The 22,586-nt window shown below is 58.0% G+C and carries 17 protein-coding genes; 11 read left to right on the plus strand and 6 right to left on the minus strand.

The genetic code is table 11. The features are described 5' to 3' along the window. Positions 1 to 4: 4 nt before the first annotated feature. Entirely contained in the window at positions 5 to 1,003 is a 999-nt protein-coding gene (locus ACZ5WW_RS17865) for a pseudouridine synthase (RefSeq protein WP_377165742.1), read from the plus strand. Here the strand turns inward: ACZ5WW_RS17865 and ACZ5WW_RS17870 are convergent. Then, positions 885 to 1,787, minus strand: coding sequence for a diacylglycerol/lipid kinase family protein (locus ACZ5WW_RS17870; protein WP_464694174.1), 903 nt, complete (start codon positions 1,785 to 1,787; stop codon positions 885 to 887). The genes ACZ5WW_RS17865 and ACZ5WW_RS17870 overlap by 119 nt on opposite strands. 121 nt (positions 1,788 to 1,908) lie before the next feature. On the opposite strand from ACZ5WW_RS17870, the gene ACZ5WW_RS17875 reads away from it, so the two are divergent. The 4 genes from ACZ5WW_RS17875 to ACZ5WW_RS17890 all read left to right on the plus strand — a co-directional run bounded on the left by ACZ5WW_RS17875 (position 1,909) and on the right by ACZ5WW_RS17890 (position 11,018). After that, the gene (locus ACZ5WW_RS17875; RefSeq protein WP_377165738.1) at positions 1,909 to 3,645 is read left to right on the plus strand and encodes an NADH-quinone oxidoreductase subunit G; all 1,737 of its coding nucleotides are present in this window, start codon (positions 1,909 to 1,911) and stop codon (positions 3,643 to 3,645) included. Positions 3,646 to 3,695: 50 nt separating this feature from the next. Next, entirely contained in the window at positions 3,696 to 4,202 is a 507-nt protein-coding gene (locus tag ACZ5WW_RS17880; protein ID WP_377165736.1) for a hypothetical protein, read from the plus strand. A gap of 203 nt (positions 4,203 to 4,405) precedes the next feature. Then, on the plus strand, positions 4,406 to 8,506 hold the full coding sequence (locus ACZ5WW_RS17885; RefSeq protein ID WP_377165734.1) for a beta strand repeat-containing protein: 4,101 nt from the start codon (positions 4,406 to 4,408) through the stop codon (positions 8,504 to 8,506). Between the two features lie 85 nt (positions 8,507 to 8,591). Next, positions 8,592 to 11,018: a U32 family peptidase gene (locus ACZ5WW_RS17890; RefSeq protein ID WP_377165732.1), complete on the plus strand. Its 2,427-nt coding sequence runs from the start codon at positions 8,592 to 8,594 to the stop codon at positions 11,016 to 11,018. A 75-nt stretch (positions 11,019 to 11,093) separates the two neighbouring features. On the opposite strand, the gene ACZ5WW_RS17895 is transcribed toward ACZ5WW_RS17890, so the two are convergent. Beyond that, positions 11,094 to 11,384: a hypothetical protein gene (locus ACZ5WW_RS17895; RefSeq protein WP_377165730.1), complete on the minus strand. Its 291-nt coding sequence runs from the start codon at positions 11,382 to 11,384 to the stop codon at positions 11,094 to 11,096. 113 nt (positions 11,385 to 11,497) lie between these two features. Here ACZ5WW_RS17895 and ACZ5WW_RS17900 point away from each other — a divergent pair, with 113 nt between their 5' ends. Beyond that, positions 11,498 to 13,189, plus strand: a complete 1,692-nt coding sequence (locus ACZ5WW_RS17900; protein WP_377165728.1) for a vWA domain-containing protein — start codon at positions 11,498 to 11,500, stop codon at positions 13,187 to 13,189. A gap of 2 nt (positions 13,190 to 13,191) precedes the next feature. On the opposite strand, the gene ACZ5WW_RS17905 is transcribed toward ACZ5WW_RS17900, so the two are convergent. Together ACZ5WW_RS17905 and ACZ5WW_RS17910 are read right to left on the minus strand one after the other, a co-directional pair. Further along, complete coding sequence (locus ACZ5WW_RS17905; RefSeq protein WP_377165726.1) at positions 13,192 to 13,761, minus strand: Maf family protein; 570 nt, start codon at positions 13,759 to 13,761, stop codon at positions 13,192 to 13,194. Then, a complete protein-coding gene (locus tag ACZ5WW_RS17910) occupies positions 13,758 to 14,003 on the minus strand; it encodes a DUF903 domain-containing protein (protein ID WP_377165724.1) in 246 nt (81 codons plus the stop codon). Before ACZ5WW_RS17910 ends, ACZ5WW_RS17905 begins: the two co-directional genes overlap by 4 nt. A gap of 136 nt (positions 14,004 to 14,139) precedes the next feature. On the opposite strand from ACZ5WW_RS17910, the gene mtnP reads away from it, so the two are divergent. Beyond that, positions 14,140 to 15,012: an S-methyl-5'-thioadenosine phosphorylase gene (gene mtnP, locus ACZ5WW_RS17915; RefSeq protein ID WP_377165722.1), complete on the plus strand. Its 873-nt coding sequence runs from the start codon at positions 14,140 to 14,142 to the stop codon at positions 15,010 to 15,012. A gap of 6 nt (positions 15,013 to 15,018) precedes the next feature. Here mtnP and ACZ5WW_RS17920 read toward each other — a convergent pair whose 3' ends face one another. Both ACZ5WW_RS17920 and purT read right to left on the minus strand, forming a co-directional pair. Further along, complete coding sequence (locus tag ACZ5WW_RS17920; RefSeq protein ID WP_377165720.1) at positions 15,019 to 15,861, minus strand: transglutaminase-like domain-containing protein; 843 nt, start codon at positions 15,859 to 15,861, stop codon at positions 15,019 to 15,021. Positions 15,862 to 15,917: 56 nt separating this feature from the next. Further along, positions 15,918 to 17,099 (minus strand): formate-dependent phosphoribosylglycinamide formyltransferase, encoded by a 1,182-nt coding sequence (gene purT, locus ACZ5WW_RS17925; RefSeq protein ID WP_377165718.1) that lies wholly within the window; start codon positions 17,097 to 17,099, stop codon positions 15,918 to 15,920. 366 nt (positions 17,100 to 17,465) lie between these two features. Between purT and ACZ5WW_RS17930 the strand changes: the two genes are divergently transcribed. The 4 genes from ACZ5WW_RS17930 (at position 17,466) to ACZ5WW_RS17945 (ending at position 22,378) form a co-directional block, all read left to right on the plus strand. Next, positions 17,466 to 17,627: a hypothetical protein gene (locus ACZ5WW_RS17930; RefSeq protein ID WP_377165716.1), complete on the plus strand. Its 162-nt coding sequence runs from the start codon at positions 17,466 to 17,468 to the stop codon at positions 17,625 to 17,627. Between the two features lie 282 nt (positions 17,628 to 17,909). After that, the gene (locus tag ACZ5WW_RS17935) at positions 17,910 to 20,240 is read left to right on the plus strand and encodes a toll/interleukin-1 receptor domain-containing protein (RefSeq protein WP_377165714.1); all 2,331 of its coding nucleotides are present in this window, start codon (positions 17,910 to 17,912) and stop codon (positions 20,238 to 20,240) included. A 3-nt stretch (positions 20,241 to 20,243) separates the two neighbouring features. Next, the gene (locus ACZ5WW_RS17940) at positions 20,244 to 21,197 is read left to right on the plus strand and encodes a hypothetical protein (protein ID WP_377165712.1); all 954 of its coding nucleotides are present in this window, start codon (positions 20,244 to 20,246) and stop codon (positions 21,195 to 21,197) included. Further along, positions 21,194 to 22,378 carry a DNA methyltransferase gene (locus tag ACZ5WW_RS17945; RefSeq protein ID WP_464694257.1) on the plus strand — a complete coding sequence of 395 codons (1,185 nt, stop codon included), beginning with the start codon at positions 21,194 to 21,196 and terminating at the stop codon, positions 22,376 to 22,378. Before ACZ5WW_RS17940 ends, ACZ5WW_RS17945 begins: the two co-directional genes overlap by 4 nt. Positions 22,379 to 22,586 lie beyond the last annotated feature (208 nt).

The raw sequence follows: 22,586 nt of genomic DNA on the forward strand, positions 1-22,586 counted from the left end.
CCCCGTGCGTCTTAACCGATATCTGAGCCAGTGCGGCGTGGCCTCCCGCCGCGGTGCGGAGGAGATCATCCTCGGCGGTCGTGTGTCCATCAACGGGCACATCGTCACTGAGCTCGCCACACAGGTCCAGCCCGAGGATAAAGTCGTCGTTGACGGCTCTCCAGTTCGCACTGAGACGCCCGTCGTTCTCGTCTTGAACAAGCCCAAGGGCTACATCTGTTCCCGTGGTGACAAGCATGAGCGCATGACGATCTACGATCTCCTGCCGCTCAAGTATCAGAATCTGCACCACGTTGGCCGTCTCGACAAAGACAGCGAAGGTCTCATTCTCCTCACCAATCGCGGAGATCTCTCCCACCGCCTCATCCACCCCAGCCAGGGTGCCGAAAAGGAATACGAAGTCGTCGTCGATCAGCCGCTGAACGCGGACGTCATGGCCAAGCTCGTCAAAGGCATGATGACCGAGGAAGGTTTCGCCCGTGCCGAGCGCACCTGGATGGACACCGACTACCGGGCGCATATCGTTCTCAAGATGGGCCTCAAGCGGCAGATCCGCATGATGCTCTACTACCTCGGTTACGAGGTCACACGCCTCACCCGCATCCGCATCGGCTGGCTCAAGCTCCACGGTCTTGCCAAAGGTGCCTACAAGGAGCTCACCCCCACGGAAATCGAGCGTTTCTTCAAGGAAGAGCCTGCAAAGCCCCGGCTGGAGCGCAAGTCCGCCGCCGAAGAAGATGGCGTCGAAGACCACCGTCCGGCGCGCAAGCGCAGCCCTGAGTCCCGTGAGCCGCGCAGTTTCAAGTCCGGTCCAGGCAAAAAAAGCGGTCCTTCCCGTCGCTTTTCCGAAGACAAGCCCTCCGGTTTCCGTCCCAAGTCCAAGTTCAGCCCACGCTCACGCTCAGGCGAAACGGAGCCGGGCGAAAGACCACGGGGGCGTTCAGGTCCGCCAGCTCGCCGTCCAGCTCCACGGGGGCCTCGGCGTGGTCCGTCGTCACGGTAAATTCCCGCGTCTGGATGTAGTCCAGGTATTCGCACTCCCGGTAGCCGTCCAGCAGCATGCCGCGCAGCAGCTGGATGAACTCCATCCCGCCTAGCCCGCGGAAAATCAGCAGATCCAGCATGCCATCTGTGTTGGAGGCATCCTTGAAGAGCGGGAAGGGGCCGCCATAATGCCTCCCATTCCCCACCAGCACCACCGTACCCAGCAGCGGTGCCTTGCCCTCGATGTGCACGCTCAGCGTCGGCGGCGTCCGCATCAGCACATTCACCGCGCTCATCACATAGCTCAGTGGGCCATACTTCTTTTTCGCCTCCCAGGAGGTCTCCTGCACGATCTGCGCGTCCAGTCCCACCCCAGCCAGCTGGGCAAAGTACATGTCGTTGGCCATCCACAGGTCCACCTCGCGCCGCTGGCCGCTGGTGATCTCCCGCCAGCAGCCCTCGATGTCACGCCCCGGCAGCTTCAGCTCCACGGAAAAGACATTCATCGTCCCCAGCGGCAGCACGCCCAGCGCCGTGTGCTTTTCGCCGGGCTTGCGCCGCGCATTGGCCCGGCAGATGCCCTGCAGCACCTCGTTCATCGTGCCGTCTCCTCCGGCGGCCACCACCAGTTCATGATTTTCCGCCAGTTCCTCGGCCATCGCCGTGGCATCTGCGGGTCCCTTGGTCAGGTGCAGTTCCGGCTCCGGGGACAGCTTGCGCAGCGCGTGTTCGAGAGAGGCCGCCTTCGTGCTGCGGGCGGCAGGGTTCAAAATGACCGGAATGGGCATGAGGGCGGCATTCATCGCACGTTGCGCGGACTTCGCAAAGCTTCATGGCCGGTCGCTTGTGAAACTTTTCACAAATTGCGGTTGCCCCTCTGCATGCGGCTCCGATAATCCGCTTCAGACCCTTTCCCCTTCGCTCATGCCTGCCCCCGCCGAAGCTCCCGCCCCTGCTGCCGCTCCTCCCCCGGTCGATCTTGTCAATGTCCAGATCGACGGCGTCTGGCACAAGTTCCCCAAAGGCACGCGCATGATCGAGGCCTGTAAGCAGGTGAAGAAGGAAGTCCCTCACTACTGCTACCACCCCAAGCTCTCTTCTCCCGGCAACTGCCGCATGTGCCTCGTGGAGATGGGCATGCCCCCGCGTCCCGCTCCTGGCACCGAGCCTGAGAAAGACGAGCACGGCATGCCCAAGATCGGCTGGATGCCCCGCCCCGTCATCGCCTGCGCCAACACCGTCGCTGAAGGCATGGGCATCCGCACAGACTCCGTTCTCACTCAAGAATGCCGCAAGGGCGTGATGGAGTTCCTCCTCATCAATCACCCCCTCGACTGCCCCATCTGCGACCAGGCCGGCGAGTGCCGCTTGCAGGAGTTCAGCGTCGAGCACGGCAAAGGCGAAAGCCGCTTCCGCGAAGACAAGGTCAAGAAGCCCAAGAACGTCGATATCGGCCCGCGCGTGCGTCTTGACGACGAGCGTTGCATCATGTGCAGCCGCTGCATCCGCTTCACTGCAGAGATCGCAGACGAGCCCGTCCTCGGCTTCACCGAACGCGGCAGCTTCACCACCCTCGCTGTGCATCCCGGCAAGCGCCTGGAGCACAACTATTCCCTCAACACTGTGGACATCTGTCCGGTGGGTGCCCTCACTTCCAACGACTTCCGCTTCCAGCAGCGCGTCTGGTTCCTCACGGAAACGGGCAGCATCTGCACCGGCTGCGGCCGCGGTTGCAACATGGACATCTCCGCCCGTGGCGACACCATCTACCGCCAGACCCCGCGCGACAACAACGACGTCAACTCCACCTGGATGTGTGACAGCGGCCGTCTCGACTTCCACTTCGTGAACAGCGAGTTCCGCCTGACCGATCCCATGATCAAATCCGGCGGCAAACACCAGATCGCCACCTGGAAGGCCGCGCTTTCCAGCATCGCCACCGCTCTTGCCGGCAAGAAGGGCGATGAGATCGCCATCATCGCCAGCGCCCGCATGACGAATGAAGAACTCTTCTTCGTGAAACATCTCGCCGCACTGCTCGGCACCACGAATGTCGATGTTATCCCCCGTTCCGGCGGTGCCGACAACTACCTCCGCGCCGACGACCTCAATCCGAACACCAACGGCGCCAAACTGATCCTTGGCATCGAGCCCGGTGCCAAGCTGGCAGAGATCACGGAAAAGATGAGCCGCGGCGGCCTGCGTGCCGTGCTCGCCTTGGGGGAAAACCTCCTCAAAGTCGGCTTCTCTCAGCGCGACCTCGAAAAGGTCCCCTTCATCGCCTCCCTGCACATCCTGGCCAACGCCAGTGCCGAACTCAGCGACGTCGTGCTCCCCGGCTCCGCCTATGCGGAAAAGCGCGGCAGCATGATCAACGTCACCGGCCGCCTCCAGCGCCTGAACAAGGCCGTCAAATCCCCCGGCAACGCCCACGACACCTGGGAAATCCTGCGCGATCTCATCGTCGCCTGCGGCGGCTCGAACGGCATCCACACTGTGGAAGACGTCTTCAAGCGCCTCAGTGCCGAAGTTCCCGCCCTCAATGGCCTGACCTTCTCCAAGATTGGTGACCTCGGCGTGCCAGTGCTGGAAACCGGTGAGAAGATCCCCCTCCTTGAGCGCGAGAAAGAGCGCAAGGCCAAGGGCATCATCGTCGGGTAGCAGCCTGAGCTGACCAAGCTCCCGAAGCATTCGTCGTGACACCCACCCCCATGCAGTCCATCCTTTTGGGGTCTGGTGGGATGATCCTGTTGCTCTCTCTCTTTGTTCTGGATGTTCTGGACCCGCCAGGGATGCTGACGGCGGCCAGTGTCAGGGTGGTCACCGGCAGACTCGTCAAGGCAACCGAGACTGGCGGCAAGAGCAAGGACCTGGATGTGTGGCTTGAGGGCCAGGAACTCCCCTTCCGCAGCTTTGACAGCGTCTATCCGCGCAGTTTTGACGGCCAGGTTTTGGCCACCCTGCGGCCGGGCATGGAGGTGCGGGTGAGCGTGAGGATCCGAGAAGCCAATTCTCCCCGGCGCAATCTGGCGCAGAACCAGTCGTTCTATCCTTTGGTGGCGCTGGAACTCGATGGCAAGCCCGCGCTGACATTGGCCGCGTATAACCAATGGTCCGTCGAGAACCAAAAGGTGGCGCAGTGGTTTCTGCCGCTGATGATGTGCCTATGTGGCTACTTGGTTTTTTCAGGGATCAGGCTAAGGCGGGCAGGTTCTTGACCAAGATGCTGGGGCAATTGCATTGATTCACTCGATGGCATTTTAAAAGAAAAATCGTGGATTCTTTCAGATGGTCTCTGACTGATTTCTGAAGGTTTGGCTGAGCAAAATTGGCTGGTTCAGAGGAGCCGCGAAGGTATTCGTTATGCCCCCCTTTTTTTTCGTGCTGCGGCACGAACGCAAAAAAACTTCCCCATCCCATCATGTCTGTGTTCTTCACGCAGGGCGTGCGCTTTGCCGTGCTCCTGTTTTCTCTCGTGGCCGTTGTCTCGTCCCCTGCTGCCACGCTCTATTGGGATGCCAATGGCACGGCTGTGTCTTCTGGCAATGCCGGAGGCGTCTGGGGCGTGGACAGCTTTTGGAGCACGGATGCACGTGGGCTTAGCAGCACCGGAGCCTATGTCACGGGCAGCGATGTGGTCTTTGCCGCAGGCGTTGACGGTACAGGCACTTACACAGTCACGCTCTCTCCTGGTCAGTCTGCCAGCAGTCTCAATTTCCAGGAAGGCCACGTCACCATCGCCCCCGGCACGGCTTTTGTTTCGTCCCCAAATAACTTCACTTCCGTCGAGATCCTCACTCTCACCGGCACCGCCCCCGTCGTGAACGTCCAGAACATGGACGTCACCATCACAGCCCGCATGAATTCCACCGGACTCACCAAAAACGGCCTCGGCAAACTCACGCTCGACTTCGGTGCCTCCGGCAACGCCAGCTTCTTCAATCTCGGCAGCACACCCATCACCATCAATGCCGGCACTTTCGAGCTCAAGGGCACAGGCGGCAGCGCCAATCAGCTCGCCACCTCGGGCATTGTCATCAACAGCGGCGGTACCTTCCTCTGGAACACCAACGCCAACAGCGTCGGCGACAGCGCCAAAATCACCGTCAACGTTGGCGGTGTCCTCAACACCAAGGTCTCCGACCAGGTCGGCACCATCGAAGGCGGCGGCCTCATTCTCATGCGCAATGCTTCCCTCAATCTTGCCCAGGGTGGCGTCAGCACCACCTTCTCCGGCATCATAGCAGGCAGCGGCACGCTGCAGGTGAATGGCGGCACAGGCTTCGTCACCCTCACAAATGCCAATACCTTCGCTGGCACGCTCAGTGCGCTCAATACCAGCACCGCCACCGGCGGTTTTGTTCTCGGGCACGCCCGTGCGGTCCAAAATGCCACCATCAATCTCGTCAACTTCGACGTGAACACCAAGAACATCAGCTTTGCCTCCGGCATCGGCACCTTCATCACCGGCGGTCTTCAGGGCACCAGCAACCTCACGCTCCAGGATGCTGGCGGCAGCGCCATCACCCTCCATACCGGCAACAACGACAGCACCACCACCTACCGTGGTGCCCTCAGCGGCAGCGGTGGCCTCACCAAGATCGGCACGGGAACCCTCACCCTCAGCGGCGAACAAATCACCGTCACCCGCACCACCACCTCCTCCGGCGCAGTCACCGCCACCTACGTTTCCAGCACCTCCAACACCTACACCGGGGACACCACCATCCTCGGCGGCTCTCACAACCCCGTGAATGGCGCCCTCACTCAGACCAACGCGAGCGGCATCAAGCTCGACTTCAACTCCACCGCCATTGCACCGGCCACCTCGGGTACCAACACCTACACTTACACCATCACCGCTCCCACTGCTGACATCATCAGCGCCTCCAGCCGGCTGGTTCTCGGGGGTGGCAAGCTCACCGTCGCCGGTCGCAACACCACCACAGGAGCAGCCCCCGTCTCTCAAACATTCAATGGCACCTACCTTCTCGCCGGGCGCAGCTACGTCACCGTCACTCAGGGCACGGCCAACACCGACACCGTCGTGAATCTCGGCAGCATCTCGCGTGATCGCGGCAGCATTCTGGAGTTCACGCCCGCCGCAGGCACGCAAAGCGCCACCAACGGCATCACCACCACCACGGCCAACGACGCCAGCGGTATCCTCGGCGGCTGGGCGCTCTTGGGCAATGACTGGGCCGTCAAAAGCACCGCAGGCCCAGCCCTCGGAAATGTCGTCGTCGCCACCACCCAATACAGCACCTATGCCGGTGGAGACATCGTCAGTTCTCCGGCCTCCAACTTGCTGATCAGCGACAGCAGCACCTCCATCACCACCGCTTCCGGGGTCACCACTCTCAACACCATCATGGTGCGCAATGACGCAGGCAACGGCAATGCCGCCCTCAACCGTCTCATCGACATTGCCGCAGGCGAGACGCTCCGTCTGGGTGCCACCGGCTCCATCTGGAACCAGGGCAGCCAGGTCACCTCGGGCGTCCCCACGCTCACCATCGGCTCTGCCAGCAGCGTTGGCACCCTCACCGCCGGTGGCGCGGACAACACCGCTGGCGAGCTCATCATCAACAATTCCGGCTCAGGCGAAATGCTCATCCGCTCCTCCATCACCGACAATGGAACCGGCGCCGTCACCCTCATCCGTACCGGCTCTGGCAATCAGGTCGTCTTCAGCGGGGTGAATACCTACACCGGAGGCACCATCATCACCCTGGGCCGCAACCGCTTCGACAGCGTCGGCAGCCTTGGCAGCGGCGCCGTCACCGTCACTGCCGGCGGTCAGCTATGGCTCAATGCCGGAGGCTCCTATGCCCAGACCTTCAACCTTGCAGGCACCGGTTATGGCGAAAACGGCATTCCCGGCGCCATACGCTTCAGCGGCGGCCAGACTCTCACCGGCCAGATCAATCTCACGGGCGATACCCGCCTCGGTGCCGTCAATGCCAGCAACGTCACCACCTTCACCGGAAAAATCACCGGCGACTACGCCCTCGATCTCTCCGGCGGCGCAGGCGGCACCAACATCATCCAGCTCAACAACACCGCCAATGACTTCACCGGCAACCTTTCCATCAACACCAATTTTGGCACCAGTCCCACCGCCTTCAACAGCGCCAATGTCACCGTTCGTCTCGGTGCCTCGGAGGTCATCCCCAACGGCCTCGGCAAGGGCAACGTCATTCTGAGTGGCAGCAGCAGCACCAGCCCCGTCACCCTTGACCTCAACGGCTTTAGCGAAACCATCAACTCCCTGATCTCCTATGGCACTCATGCCAACACCGCCATCACCAATGGCAAAGCAGGCACCACCTCCACCCTCACCATTGGGGATAACAACTCCAGCACCCTCGTCACGGACACAGCCGCAGCCACAACCTTCTTCGGCGGTGTCATCAAGGACACCGGCACCGGTATTATGGCGCTGACCAAGATTGGCGAAGGCACCCAGACCTTCACAGGCGCCAACACCTACAGCGGTGCGACGACAATCAGCAAGGGCATCCTCATGGCCGGTGCTGTTAACACCCTGTCCGCCAGCTCTGCGGTGACCCTCGCCAATGATCCCACCGCCATGCTGGCTTTGACCAATGGCCTCGCTGATTTTTCACAGACCATCCTGTCTCTTGCAGGCGGTGGCACCGTCAATCTGGGCACCATCGCCGCTGCCGACACCATGGCCACGCCGGGCACCCGGCTCACCACTGGCAGCAGCGCAGACACCACCTACTCCGGCACCATCGCCGGTGCCGGTGGTTTGGTGAAACAGGGCTCTGGCACCTTCACCCTCACCGGTGCCAACACCTATGTCGGCACCACCCAGGTGACCGCAGGCAATCTTCAGGTCGGTCAGGCGGGCACGGGGCAGAGCGGCAACGGAGCCGTGGTTGTCAGCAGCGGTGCCACCCTCTCCGGCTCCGGCACCGTGCAGGGTGCCACCGTCATCAATGGCCTGCTCAGCGCTGGAGACAGCGGCGGCACCGGAATCGGCCGGCTGACCTTCACCGATGTCACTACCGGCAGCCTCACCCTGTCTGGTGGTGGGAGTTCGCTCGCACCGCGGGTGCTGTTCACTCTCGCCGGAGCCACTGGAAACGATGCCAGCCCCGCCGATGGCATCCAGACCGCCGGACTTCTCAACGGCAGCTTTGGCAATCATGACGCCCTCGTCGTCCAGGGAACCCTCACCCTGGCCGCCGGTAGCACCATCAAAGTGGAGCTCGCCAGCGGTTATGATCCCACCTTTGGCGATGTCATCAACCTCATCGACTGGGGCACCGTCAATGGCGGCGCGTCCGCCATCGTCGCCGGCGGATTCAATGCGGCCAGCACCGGTGGAGACCTCGATCTCCAGCTCGGCGCTTCCATGATCGCCAACGGCTGGTTTTGGGATACCGACCAGTTTTTGACGGACGGCATCATCTACGTCGTGCCGGAGCCCGGCCGCGCCATGCTGCTGCTCCTGGGTTTGGGCCTGGGGTCCTTCCGTCGCCGCAGGCGCTGAAGGCGGCAAATGCTGAAGCATAATGCCTGCAAGGTCCGGAAATCAGGGTAATGTCTTCCCCCCTGCCGTGACTTACTCTCCCTCCATGCCCAAACCCGAACTTTTATCTCCTGCCGGAAACTGGGAGTGCGCCCGTGCGGCCGTGGCAAATGGGGCGGACGCGATCTTCTTTGGCATGCCGCGCTTCAATGCGCGCCTGCGCGCTGACAATTTCACCGAGGAGGATCTGCCGGAGCTCATGAAGTTCCTCCACGAGCACGGAGTGAAGGGCTACGTCGCCTTCAACACTCTCATCTTCACCCGGGAGCTGCCAGATGCCGAAAAGCAGCTCCGCTATCTCGAAGAGTGCGGCGTGGACGCCGTCATCGTCCAGGATCTCGGTCTCGCCCGCATGGTCAAGGAGCTGGCCCCGGGGCTGCGCCTGCATGCCAGCACGCAGATGACCATCACTTCTCCAGAAGGACTGGAGTTCGCCAAAAAGCTGAACATCGACCAGGCGGTCCTGGCGCGTGAACTTTCCCTGCGCGAACTGGAGCGCTTCAAGACGGCTCAGGTGCCTCTGGAAGTCTTCGTCCACGGCGCCCTTTGCGTGGCCTACTCCGGCCAGTGCCTCACCAGCGAATCCCTGGGCCGCCGCAGTGCCAACCGTGGCGAATGCGCCCAGGCCTGCCGCATGCCCTATGAAATGATTGTCGATGGCGAGCCGCGCGACCTTGAGGACAAACGCTACCTGCTTTCTCCGCAGGATCTCGCGGCAGTGGATGAAATTCCGCGCCTCATCACGCTGGGCATCAAAAGCTTCAAGATCGAAGGCCGCCTCAAGACGCCGGAATACGTCGCCGCAGTGACTCAGGTGTATCGCAAGGCCATTGACCGCGCCCTGGCGAACCAGCCTGCACCTGCGAGCGCGGAGGACCGCTACGCGCTGGAGATGACCTTTTCCCGCGGCCTCTTCACCGGCTGGATGCATGGTGTGAACCATCAGGAGCTGGTAGGCGCTTATTACGGCAAGAAACGCGGCCCTTACGTCGGGAAGATCACACGCATCCTCGGCGCGGACACGCTGGAGCTGGATGAGCTCAACATCGGCATCAAGCCGGGGGACGGCGTGGTCTTTGAAAACCTCGCCGACACCAATCAGGAGCAGGGCGGCAGCGTGTATGAGGTTCGTGGTCGTGTGCTCAGTTTCCGCCACGGCCACCTGCGCATGGAGAATCTGTCTCCGGGCACCCGTGTCTTCAAAACCAGCGATCCTGCGCTCAACCGCGCCCTGCGTCAGTCGTTTGAAGGAGACATCCCCATCCGCAAGCAGCGGAAGCTGGACATCCACGTCACAGGCAAAGTCGGCGAGCCCCTGTGCGTGCAGTCTGGCTCCCATGCGGTGACTTCCACCATGCCGCTGCAGGCCGCCATGAAGCGCCCGCTCACACCGGCAGCCTTCATCGAGCAGTTCAGCCGCCTCGGCGGCACCGAGTTCGAGCTTGGAGAAGTGCAGTTTGACGTGGCCGGCGAGGTCATGCTCCCGATCAGCGAACTGAACCGCATGCGGCGCGATCTGATCGCCTCATGCAGTGGCGAGAGTTCATCGCCAAAAGCCATCGCCAAAAGCACGGTAACTCTGGAGTCGCTGATGCCATCCCGTGGCCGGGTCGATGAAACGCTGCCCATGCAACTGCACGCGCTGTGCCGTACCCAGGCGCATGTGGATGCTGCATTGGTCCTCGGCGTGCCGCGCCTCTACCTCGACTTCGAAGACATCCGCCTCTATGCCGACATGGTGCGGCAGATCAAGGAACGCAGCGACACCGCCCAGGTCTGGCTGGCCACGCCCCGCATCCAGAAGTCCGGCGAGGCCGGCTTCTTCAAGCTCATCCAGCGCGCAGAGCCGCACGGCGTGCTCATCCGCAATCTCGGTGCCATGTCCTTCTTCCAGGACGCCGGCATCCCGATGACCGGAGACTTCTCGCTTAACGTCGCCAATCCCCTCACCGCTGAGATTCTGAAAAACGCCGGGTTGGAGCGTCTGACCATCAGCTACGACCTCAACATCGAGCAGGTCGTCGATCTCCTTGCCGCTGCGCCGCCTTCCTGGTTTGAGCTCACGCTGCACCAGCACATGCCCATGTTTCACATGGAGCACTGCGCCTTCGCCGCCTTCCTCAGCAACGGCACCGACTTTACCAACTGCGGCCGCCCCTGCGACCGGCACCGCGTGCACCTCCGCGACCGTGTGGGCATGATGCACCCCCTCAAAGCCGACGTCGGCTGCCGCAACACGCTTTTCAATGCCGTGGCGCAAACCGGCGCGCAGTTCTTTGATGAACTCCGCGAGCATGGCCTGCGCTGCTTCCGCGTCGAGCTGCTCGAAGAAAATGCCGACGAGGCCATGATCGTCCTGCGCACCTATCAGGAACTCCTGGCCGGCCAGCGCGATGGCGACGAAATCTGGCGCGACCTGAAGGCTCACAGCCAGCTCGGCGTCACCCGCGGCACCTGGGCGGAGCTCGCCTGAGGCAACGGGGGCGGACACGCTTGACCAGAGGAGCGCGGACACTCTTGTCCGCCTCATGCTTCCCTCTCCAAAAACTCAGCAGAACTTGTCATGAACAATCTTCTGGATCTCTGGCGATGCCGGCAACTGGTTCTGATAAAACGTGTATGAGTTGATGGCCGTGAGGTAGCCGTCGTTTTTCGTGGCGGAACCGACCCAGGCACCCTCCGGCAGCCTGCCGACGGACCTTTTGACAAAGTCCGCATGGGAGAGGGACACATTCGGGGTGAAGTGGGTCACTTGGCCATTCTGAACGATGATCAGGAAGTAGAGTCCCTCGCCGACGACGATTTTATCCTGTCCTCTTGCGGGCTCTGCCGATCTCATTCGCCAAGCTTGGAATCTCTGCAGGCTGGCGTCAACCAGTTGAGGCCATGGTTTGATGGACTTAGAGGAACTTCCTTGAACGCCGGCGGTTTAACCGCCAGATTCTCAACGCCATGTCCAGGCACGTCTTCGACGATTTTAGTTTCCTGCCGACCGTCGATTCGACGGATGGAGAGGTTATGGAGAATGAGTTGCCGAAATCCACGCCGGAGGTAAGCCAGCAGGAATGGACTGAGCCCCTGCATGAAGAGGCGGCCAGTCAGGCCTCTGCAGATGAGGCGGTGCATCAGGAGGTGACCAACGAAGAGCAATCCCTTGAGGCGGCGCCCCCGCCCCCGTCTGAACAACCGTTCTTTCTCCAGACACCGGAGATATCGCCTGCGGCTGAGCTGGGTGCCGTGCAGTCATTCTCTGAAGTAGAACAGGGCGTGCAGGGCCGGGAGATCGGACCGGAACTGCCCTCCACCAGGCTTCTGCCTCTGGAGCACAAGGAGGATCAAACCGGGCGAGACCGGCCTGAAGCAGTGCCAACACCCCGCCTACCTCAGGCAGCCTCGGAGGCCAGGACAAAGGTGGAGAAACAACCTGCGGACCATGCACCGCCTGAGGACGTGACCGCTAAGGGCGATGATGCTAAGCCGGCCCAAAATCCAAAGCCTTTCATCGCCCCCAAGCCACCCCCTGAAGAGCCTCTGGATCCTGATCAGGAGAAAAAACTGCGCTGGCAAAAGCTGGCGGACAAGATCGGCCTTCGCACGCTCGGCATGAGCTTCGGCGTGCACATGTTCCTGCTGCTCATCGCCGCTTTCATAGGTGTCAGTCAGGTCATGGACCCGCAGGTGGACTTTTTGCCCGGCGGCAGTTCACCACATTCACAGGCCGCTGCTGCGGAGCTGACCCACAAGATTCAGAACAAGAAAAACCCCTGGCTCAAGGCCAGGCCGGTCCAGCGCAAGATCACGGTGCAGACTCTGTCCTCTAACATCGTCATGCCTGAAATGGCGCCCATGGAGGTGCTGGACTTTGACAAAATCAACAACCGTATGGACCTCAGCAAGGCACCCGCTTCGGGATTAAGCCAGCCGATGGGCCTCGGAGGAGCGGGTGGCGGCCTTGGTGCCGGCATCGGGCGCGGCGGCAAATTTAGCTTTGTCGGCCAGACTGCTGTCGGGCGCCGCGTGATTTTTGTGGTGGATGTCTCCGGCTCCATGTCTCAGCCTCTCAAAGGAGATGGGCCTAGGATGACCCGCTTCGAACTGCTGAAAAAGGAGCTGATCAAGGCGGTGCGGCAGATCCCTTTTGGAACGGCATACCAAGTCCTCTACTTCTCCGACTTTGCCTGGCCTCACAACGAGGTAAGCAGCCAGAATGGGGAGGCATTTGCCAAATACACCTGGAACATCAGGCCGGATGACTACAAGGAGGTGAAAATTCCCACCTTCAAATACATCCAGGCCAGTCCGTTTACGATTCAGGAAAGTGTGGACCTCATTCAAAAGGCGGACAATCCCGGGCTCACCAACTGGGGATCCGGCCTGCTCATGGCTTTGAATGCGAACCCCAAACCGGACGTCATTTTCTTCATGACCGACGGCGAGCGCCAGGACGAGAACGGCTGGATCGACATCGTGACCGCCGTGAACAAAAGCAAGCTGCCCATGACCGTCATCCACACCAGCGTCATGGCCCAGGTGGATGCCGCACGCGAGATGGACGCTCTGGCCAAGCGTAACAACGGCAGTTTCTCCGTGGTCGCCGGAGAAGGCAAAGTCATCAAGGGCGAGGAATTCTTCAAAATGAAGTAGCCTCAGCTCTGCAGCTCACGCAGCGCCGCAGCCACCTCATCCACCGGCAGGCCGACGACGTTGGTGAATGACCCCGTCATGTGGTCGAGCAGCATCTCCGTGCACTCCTGAATGCCGTAGGCCCCCGCCTTGTCGAGCGGGTTCACCCGGGCGTGATAGGCGCGGATCAGCTCGTCCGTCAGCGGCTTGAAGGTGACATGCGTGATGACGTGCAGCTCTCGAACTACGGCGCCATCACAGGCAAACGCCACTCCGGTGCAGACTTCGTGGGTCCGGCCCGAGAGCCGGCGTACCATGCGGAGCGCTTCCTCCAGGTCTGCTGGCTTGCCCAGCGGATCGCCATCCACGTAAACCAAGGTGTCAGCACCGATCACAAGCGCACCGGGCTGTGTGCGGCTGACCGCAAGAGCTTTCCGTCGCGCATTCTCCACGGTCAGCTGCTCGGGGGTGAGTGAGGCATCATGGGCCTCATCGACCTGCGGCAGGATGACTTTGTGGCCAAATCCTGCCTGGCTCAGGAGTTCCACCCGGCGCGGTGAGGCGGACGCCAGAACGAGCGGCCTCCCGCTCACGCCCGCTTTTCCACGATGGTTGCCACATCATCCGCACGGATCACGGCGTCCCGCTTGTCCGGCGTGCGGTAGCGGTAGTAGCCGGTCTTTTCCTGATACTGCGGCGCGCCTTCACACGGCACCTCACGCCCGTCCTTGAGTTTGATTTTGTGGGGCGTGGTGGATGCAAACATGTCCGGCATGGAGCAGGAAACGAGGGAAATGGCTGGCAGGAGCAGCAGGAGACGGCACATGGCGTTCATGGCGGGGGAATGGGGAATTAACGATGATGTTAAGACACGACTTTCGGCGTTTTTGTTCATCCTTCAGACAGGTGACATTTTCAAGCGACACAATGATGTCAGTTGAAGCAGCCTTCATGCCTCCTACCCTGCCTGGATGACCCCCAATCTTCCTCCTGCCATCGGCATCATCGGTGGCTCCGGCCTGTACGACCTCGAAGGCTTTGAAAACCGCGAGGAAATCAGCGTGGAGACGCCTTATGGCCCCCCCTCGGATGCACTCGTGACGGGCACGCTGGCCGGGCGCCGCGTCTATTTCCTGCCACGCCATGCCAAAGGCCACCGCATTCTGCCCACAGAGCTGAATCATCGCGCCAATATCTGGGCGCTGCGCAGCCTGAATGTGCGCTGGATCATCGCCGTGACTGCCGTGGGCAGCCTGCAGGAGCAGTACCATCCGCGCGATATCGTGCTGCCGGACCAGTTTTTTGACCGCACCAGCCGCCGCGACCAGCACACCTTTTTCGGCAAAGGCATCGTGGCACATGTGGCGTTTGGAGATCCTATCTCGGCGGGGCTGCGGGGGCTGCTGCACGACGCCTGCGTGGCACAAGGGCGCAAGGTGCACAATGGCGGCACCTATGTGTGCATGGACGGCCCCGCTTTCTCCACCCGTGCGGAGTCGAATGCGCACCGGCAGCTGGGTTTTGACGTCATTGGCATGACGAACCTGCCGGAGGCCAAGCTGGCGCGGGAGGCCGAAATCGCGCTGGCGACGCTGGCGATGGTGACGGACTACGACTGCTGGAAGGTGGAGGAGGAGGCGGTGACGGCGGAGTCGGTCATCGGGCATCTGCATGCGAATGTGGCGGCATCCAAGGCCATCCTGGCGCAGGTGATTCCCAGCATTCCCACGGAGCCGTCCTGGCCGGAACACCGCTCGCTCGACAGCGCTCTTATGACGGATCGCAAGTTGTGGCCTGAGCAGACGGTGGAAAATCTGCTGCCAATCCTGCAGCGCTTTCTTTGAGCTGCGTCAGTCTTCCATCAGTTTCACTGCCAGGCGGCGCATGAACTGGCGTTCTGTCAGCAGGCCGAGGCGCTCATAGGCTTCATCCAGATTGCGCAGGATGCGCAGCAGTGTGGCTTCGGCGGTGGCGGGCTCGTGAATGAGGTCCTCCATGCCGGGATTGGCGGCGGGGTGGTGCTTGGCCACGTCTGCGGCCAGCATGAAGCGGCCGCGGTTGAAGCAGTCGACCAGCCAGGTCTTTTCGTGATGTTTGACGCGGGAGAGAAAGTGGCCGGGGAAGTTGCAGCCTTCGATTTCGAGGCCAAAGCGTTGACCCAGAAGGCGGTAGAGGCAGCAAAGGCTGATGGGATTGCCCAGACCGGTGTCGAGCACCCAGAAGAGGTTGCTGTTGGCGGGGGAGTAGTAGTCTTTGCTGTTGCCGCGGAAGCGGGTGACGCCGTTGTGCGAGGCGAAGAGCCATTGTGCGAGCTCATGCGCGTCCATGCGTCCTTTTTCCGCGAAGGCTTCCTCGGTGAGGGCATCGAGGCGCTTGGCGAGGTCTGAGGACTGGGTTTTCCAGCCGTTGAGGTAGGCGGAGAGCTGGCTGAGGCCTTCTTCGAGCTGGGCGTCGGGGCCCTCCATCCAGCGCCAGCGCATCCAGGTTTCCTCCAATTCGCCACGCCTTGCGGGTTCCAGCAGCTGGGCGACGAGTTTTTCCTCCTCTTGCGAGAGGGGTGTCTCCAGGGTCTCGATGTGGCGGGGGAGCTCGCGGCGCATGCCGGTGAGCTCCTGCCGGACTGCGTGGCGGACGACTTCGGAGTCGTCGTCGAGCAGCTTGATGAGATGGCTCAGATGAGCACTGGGAGGCATTTGGTGGTGATACCACGCAGGGCGTGGCAGTTGCAATCACGAAATGTGGAAACGAACTACAGGCGGATTTCCATGGCCTGGGCGGCGCGGTGGGCTTTGGCGCGGGCTTCGTTGATGGTTTCGGCGCGGGCGAGGGTGACGGCCATGCGGCGCTGGCCGCTGACGGTGGGCTTGCCGAAAAGGCGTACTTGTGTGTCGGATTCGGCAAGAACCTGGTCCAGGGAGCCAAATTGGACGTTGGCGGACTCGCCTTCGACCAATACGGCGCAGCTGGCGCTGGGGCCGTGCTGGCGGATGTTGGGGATGGGGAGGCCGAGGATGGCGCGGACGTGGAGGGCGAACTCGGAGAGGTCCTGGGAGATGAGGGTGACGAGGCCGGTGTCGTGGGGGCGGGGGGAGACTTCGCTGAAGATGACGTCGTCGCCTTTGACGAACATTTCGACGCCGAAGAGGCCGCGGCCGCCGAGGGCTTCGGTGATGGCGCCGGCCATGTGCTCGGCGGCGGCGAGGGCTTTGTGGGACATGGGGTGGGGCTGCCAGGATTCGCGGTAGTCGCCTTTGATCTGGGTGTGGCCGACGGGGGCGCAGCAGGTGGTGCCGCCGACGTGGCGGACGGTGAGCATGGTGATCTCGTAGTCGAAGTCGACGAAGCCTTCGACGATGACTTTGCCTTTGCCGGCGCGGCCGCCTTCCTGGGCGTACTGCCAGGAGTGGGGGATGTCGGCCTCGGTTTTGACGACGCTCTGGCCTTTGCCGGAGCTGCTCATGATGGGCTTGATGACGCAGGGCATGCCGATTTTGGCGATGGCGGCGCGGAATTCTTCCTCGGTGGAGGCGAAGATGTAGGGGGAGGTTTTGAGGCCGAGGTCTTCGGCGGCGAGGCGGCGGATGCCTTCGCGGTTCATGGTGAGCTTGGCGGCGCGGGCGGTGGGGACGACGCGGAAGCCTTCGGCTTCGAGCTCGAGGAGGGTGTCTGTGGCGATGGCTTCGATCTCGGGGACGATGCAGTCGGGCTTTTCGAGTTCGACGAGGCGGCGGAGGGCGTCGCCATCGAGCATGGAGATGATGTGGCTGCGGTGGGCGACCTGCATGGCGGGGGCGTTGGCGTAGCGATCGACGGCGATGACTTCGCAGCCGAGACGCTGGAGCTCGATGACGACTTCCTTGCCGAGCTCGCCGGAGCCGAGGAGCATGACTTTGGTTGCGGAGGAGGAGAGGGGGGTGCCGATGCGGGACATGGATGGGACTTTGGCGCGGGGAAGCGGGGGTTCAAGTTTGCGGTGGTTTGGAGATGGGAGATGGAAGATGGGCGGCGGAATGACGAATGAGTAAATCCGAATGACGAAATAATGTCGAATGTCCAAGCTCGATGGGCAGAGATCAGGGTGGCTGGCGATGCGTGGGAACAGGGACTTTGTGCCGTGGAGGGACGGGAATGAACGGGTCGCAAGGAGGGATGGGTTGGTGAAAGATTTTGAGGGGTTGGTGAGAGGAGAATGGTAGAAAGATTTTGGGTGGAAAAATTTCAGAGAGGGATGAGTTGTCGCAGCTGGAGGGGAGGGATAAGAGGTGGAGCGGGTGACGGAGATGCATCTGTGCCGGGGTTGCCGCTGCCGGACGTGGCGGATGAGCTGGCGCTGAAGCTGAATGTGGTGCAGGGACTGTGGTGGTATGGCCGCACAGACGCTCACTGCGGCGTGAGGAAGCGGAGGGGAGACTGTGCGGCGCTGCGGGAGCAGGCAGGGCTGGCGCTGGGAGTCGGCTGAGGCGACGTTTTCACGAGCCGCGCTGGACGAGGAGGTGCCGCAGCCGGTGCTTGCTCAGATGCTGGGTGTGCGGATCCAAGCGCTGAGGCAGATCGTGGCGCTGTATGGCCCGGTGCGGTGACGAAGACGAAGGCAGATGAGCGTGGGCCAAGGCGAGAGCCGTGTTTTACGCCGTAGGAAGTTGCGGCGCTGGCAAGGAAGCTGTGGGGGTCGTTCTTCTCCAAGGGACCGGCAAAGAAGTGAATAAAGGTGTAGCACCCGCCTGGGCGAAACTAACCCACGGTGGCACACGCAGCGCTAAAACACGTTGCGCAAGAGAAAAACAGCCCAAGCATAGTGCTGACTATTATGAAGCAGATATTTATTTCCCATGCCACGGCAGATTCTCATGTTGCCAATAAGTTGGCGGAAGATCTTAAGATGGCGGGACATGAAGTGCGAATTGATACAAAAGACCTAGGCTTAGGCGATGATGTGGTCGAATTCATGGAAGACGGAATCAATAGGGCCAGCGCAGTAATTATCCTACATTCAAAAAACTCAGCCCAAGCAAAATGGCAAAAAAAAGAAATAAATGCAGCTATTTGGAAGGAGGTGGCAGATTCGGGAGGAACTTGCATTGTAATTAAACTAGATGATACGAAAATCAGCACAATGCTTGGTCCGAAGGTATGGGGAACTCTTAATTTGCAAGATACAGAAGGTTACAAGAATCTAATTGAAAAAATATGCAGTAAATTGTTACCATCTGAGACTGCAACTTCTGTTGTGAATGCTGCACTGAAGTTAGACTCTCCGAATCCCTTTCGTAGGATTAGAGCTGAATATTTTGAAGAGAGAACAGATCTTTTGAGTCGTGCTTTCGCATCTCCAGATGCATCAAAAACCGGAACACTGGAAGAAATTACCCCCTGCTTTCTCGAGGGATCGAGAGGTACTGGCAAATCAATGCTTTTGTTATCGTTAAGAGCTCGAGTGTATATCTCCAGGCAAAAATCGTCATCCGATCGGCATAAAATATTTGGGTTTTATCTAAAGTTTACTCGGGGTGCATTTTGCAATATCGGAGTTTCTCAACAAACGGATAATGAGGGAAGTGGGTCTGATATTCTCAAAGCTTATCAAGAAGAAATCGTCGCAGATATTGGCGCTCAAGAGTTTATTGTTTGTTTATTGGAGAGCTTATTTTCAGAACTTCATCAGTGTTCATCGCAAAATTTGTTGCAAATCAACGGGACATGCGAAGCTGCTTTAGTGGATGACGTTTATAAATATGTGTTCGTCGAGCAGGTGCTGCCTCCTCGAACTTTCCTCGACTTGATGGCTATTTTTGCGAAATTGCATAGATTGATAGCTGACTTCATCAGGCGTAAGTTTATCTATCAAGAAAATACCAAGGTGCCGATAGCCTCACTCGACCTCGAAGCCCTAAAACACGTTATTGAAATCGTCAAAAGTCACATTCCAGAAATTAAGAATTCGCTATTTGTGGCTCTTCTTGATGAATATGAAAACCTATTCCCATTCCAACAACGTGTGGTAAATACTTTTGTAAAACTGGCTGCTCCAGCACTGTCAGTTAAAGTGGCCAAAAAGCTCGGAACTTCTGAAATTTCAGGGACTACAATTGGCCAAGAGTTGCAAGAGACGCATGATTATACTCGCATGATGTTAGTATATGACGTGGAGGATCCAGCTAGTTTTAAAGTATATAGAGACTTACTTGAGCATATTGTAAAAAATATTTTAGACAGCGAGGGACTCTCGATTTCCATTAACGAATTGCTCCCAGATTTCCAAGATGACGAAGTACCAAGCGAAGGCCTAATCCGCAGAGTCGCGGAACTTGCAAAAATGACAACAGAAGAATTGGCAAATTTGCCTGATAAAGAGCGAAGAGAAAAAACGGTTTATTATCGCGAGGCTGCAACCTACAGAGAGTTATATGGTCAAAAAGGAGCGCACCCAGAAAAGCGATTCGCCGGATTCAAAACTTTATCACTCCTTAGTTCAGGGGTAATCAGATACTTTCAAGAAATGCTGGCAGTTGCCTATTATCTACGTAATTCCTCGGAATCCACCGGATCAAAATTACTCACTTTAAAAGCTGAAGTTCAAACAAAAGCGGCCCACTTAGTATCCAAGCACAATTTAACCACGCTTGGTAGAAACGTGGAATCTGACGGAGAGATGTTGAAATTTTTCCTTTTAGATTTAGGCGATTGTTTGAGGCATAAATTGCTTAAACATGGCAGTGAACCCGAGGCCGCTCGCCTTACTATTGTCGATCCCGAAAATTTAGAGAGACCAACATTTTTAACCCTGAGGCGCATATTAAACGTTGGGACAAGGGAAGGAATCTTTCAAACAAGAGAGGGGCGTCCCGCGTTTAAACCCAGACATAGTTCAGATCCACAATCTGCGGAGTTTAATGTCTCAAGAATTTTTGCTCCTGTCTTGCAGATAAGTCCAAGACTTCGCTGGAGAACGTCTGTGCACGGCGATGATTTGAGGCAGCTTCTCGATCCATTGACAAGAGCGCGCGCAAAAAGGTCTCTTATGAAAGCGTTGGAAGGTGGGTCAGCCGCACGCAATGATCGCACTCTCTTGTAACTTATGAAGAAGCCTTTTTCATGTCATGATCTCTCTAAAGGAGGAATTCTGATCACTTGTTCAAGTCATGAGGGAAGATGCAAGGGGATAGTGGCAGCGTTGGAGAAGTCCCCTCTTTCTAACGCTATTGTGTTTCATTACGACGATGTAAATGATCGGCGAGAAGAGCATCACAGTGAAATGATTCGTGCTTTGGAATTTCAAGGCGCAAAAGTAAATGAATTAATATTTACGGAAAGCTGTGCGGTGCAAAGCCTGCATAATAACATGGGCGCGCTTAAAAAAATAATATCTTTGAATCCCTCAGCCCCGATATTGTTGGATATCACAGTTTTCACAAAGCGTCATCTTTTAATGATGTTAAGATGGCTAGACGATAATGGCTGCTGGGATCGCCTATTTATTGCCTATACGGAACCCGATGAGTATGATGTGTCAGAATATGTGCCATTATCATTTGGTCTAAAATCAATTGAGCAAATTCCAGGCTTCTCGGCTTGTCCTGATATGAGCAGGCCTACTCACTTAATGCTTTTTTTGGGCTACGAGGGTGATCGTGCACTTGCGGCATACGAACATGTTCAGCCGATGTGTCTTAGCATTGCGATTCCATATCCACCCTATAAACCTAAATGGAGTGGTCGCACCGAACAGCTAAACAAAGAACTGCTAGCTCTCGTCGGTGGGAATTCACTTATTCGTGTTGATGCTGTGGATCCTGCTGGGACGGTTGATGCTATGAACAAAACATTTGGAGATCCAAAAGTTCGGAGTGAGTATTCAAGAATTGTTTGTCCGATTGGAACCAAGCCACAAACATTTGGGATGTACTGCTATATTCGTGAATGCGAAGACCCGCCTGCGGTCTTGTACCCAGCTCCATTGCGGCACAATCATGGCTTTTTTTCGCACGGAATTGGTCCGTCATGGACCCTAAAGGGGGGGGAAACGGAATGAGGATTCCCACATACATTGATCGGTATCCTGCAAAAATGGTTTCAAAGCTGGCGTCTCGCCTCATCGAACGATATGCGAAGGATGGGGATAGTGTTTTCGATCCGTTTTGTGGCTCATGTGCGGTCTTAGTTGCCGCCAAAGATAAAAACATGAGAGTTTCAGGGGTGGATGTTAATCCTGTAGCTCCACTCTTTGGTCGAGTAAAATTAAGTGGCTTCGTTAAAGAGCATGCTTTGGAATTATTTGACTCGGCACTCAAGCGGGTAGCCTCATCCGGCCCTATGGTGATAAAATGGGAAAAAAAGAATTTTTGGTTTAGTGCGGCAACTATCCGTAAATTCGAATTTATTCGGGCTGCGGTTGATAGTATTCCCAATCGACAAGAACCGGAATATTCGGCAATTTTATTAGCTCTTTATTTATCTGTGCGTCTTTGCTCACGAGCCGATCAAAGAAGTCCTAAACCATTTATTTCAAAAACAGCGACTCAGGATCGACGAGGAATACACTACGATCCGATTAAAACCACAAGATATTTGATAGAAGAGCTTAGCTATTATTATTGTGCAGACAACCGAAGGTCCAATAAGTTTGATGTGCTGACAACTACTGATGTGAGTCGCAAGGGGGCATTAAAGGGATTAATGAAAGCGCATTCCCATGTCATTACATCTCCCCCATACATTAATGCGCAAGACTATTATAGAAATTTTAAATTGGAGCTGCACATTTTGGAGGATGTGCTGCCATTTAAAATCAGGGATATTAAAGAGAGGTTTATTGGGACCGAACGAGGTGATTTAATGCTTGGAGTGGAAGACGAGGAGGTCATTGCGTCCAATGCGTTAGTGCCTCAGTTGCGTGCTATAGAGGCGGTTTCCGTTCGGCATGCAAACGTGGTGCGTCGCTACTTTTGCGATATGCGAAATGCTCTAGTGAACGCTATCAGTGTATTGAAACCAGATGGAGTTTTTGTTTTGGTGTGCGGGGATAACCTAGTTTGCGGCAAAAAGATACAGACTTGGAAGATACTTTCGGAAATAATGAATGGGATCGGAATGACTCTTTTCGACAGCTTTGCAGATCCGATTAAAGACAGAATGTTGGCGCCAAAAAGATCTGGACACAAAGGACTTATTAAAGAAGAAATGGTTTTAGCATTTCGGCGTGATCGTGTATGAGATAGCGAAGTGGTGTCTTGGTTGTAAAGGGTAGGCTGCGCCTTTGACGTTAGGTGTTTTGGCGAAGGCCGACGCAAATATCCGCGAATTTTTGGGAATGCGGGATCGTGGATGGGAATTTAGGTGCGGGAAGCGGGTTGGGTTTGACTTGGGTGTAGGTATTTCTAGGCTGGAGAATGGCGTTTCCGGGTCCACCAAATCCTAGAGG

The sequence above is a fragment of the Prosthecobacter fluviatilis genome (assembly GCF_055388355.1).

Coding starts and splice junctions, on each gene's coding strand:
- ACZ5WW_RS17870 (WP_464694174.1), bottom strand. CDS start 1,787: ATGAATGCCGCCCTCATGCCCATTCCGGTCATTTTGAACCCTGCCGCC.
- ACZ5WW_RS17875 (WP_377165738.1), top strand. CDS start 1,909: ATGCCTGCCCCCGCCGAAGCTCCCGCCCCTGCTGCCGCTCCTCCCCCG.
- ACZ5WW_RS17880 (WP_377165736.1), top strand. CDS start 3,696: ATGCAGTCCATCCTTTTGGGGTCTGGTGGGATGATCCTGTTGCTCTCT.
- ACZ5WW_RS17885 (WP_377165734.1), top strand. CDS start 4,406: ATGTCTGTGTTCTTCACGCAGGGCGTGCGCTTTGCCGTGCTCCTGTTT.
- ACZ5WW_RS17890 (WP_377165732.1), top strand. CDS start 8,592: ATGCCCAAACCCGAACTTTTATCTCCTGCCGGAAACTGGGAGTGCGCC.
- ACZ5WW_RS17895 (WP_377165730.1), bottom strand. CDS start 11,384: ATGAGATCGGCAGAGCCCGCAAGAGGACAGGATAAAATCGTCGTCGGC.
- ACZ5WW_RS17900 (WP_377165728.1), top strand. CDS start 11,498: ATGTCCAGGCACGTCTTCGACGATTTTAGTTTCCTGCCGACCGTCGAT.
- ACZ5WW_RS17910 (WP_377165724.1), bottom strand. CDS start 14,003: ATGAACGCCATGTGCCGTCTCCTGCTGCTCCTGCCAGCCATTTCCCTC.
- mtnP (WP_377165722.1), top strand. CDS start 14,140: ATGACCCCCAATCTTCCTCCTGCCATCGGCATCATCGGTGGCTCCGGC.
- ACZ5WW_RS17920 (WP_377165720.1), bottom strand. CDS start 15,861: ATGCCTCCCAGTGCTCATCTGAGCCATCTCATCAAGCTGCTCGACGAC.
- purT (WP_377165718.1), bottom strand. CDS start 17,099: ATGTCCCGCATCGGCACCCCCCTCTCCTCCTCCGCAACCAAAGTCATG.
- ACZ5WW_RS17940 (WP_377165712.1), top strand. CDS start 20,244: ATGAAGAAGCCTTTTTCATGTCATGATCTCTCTAAAGGAGGAATTCTG.
- ACZ5WW_RS17945 (WP_464694257.1), top strand. CDS start 21,194: ATGAGGATTCCCACATACATTGATCGGTATCCTGCAAAAATGGTTTCA.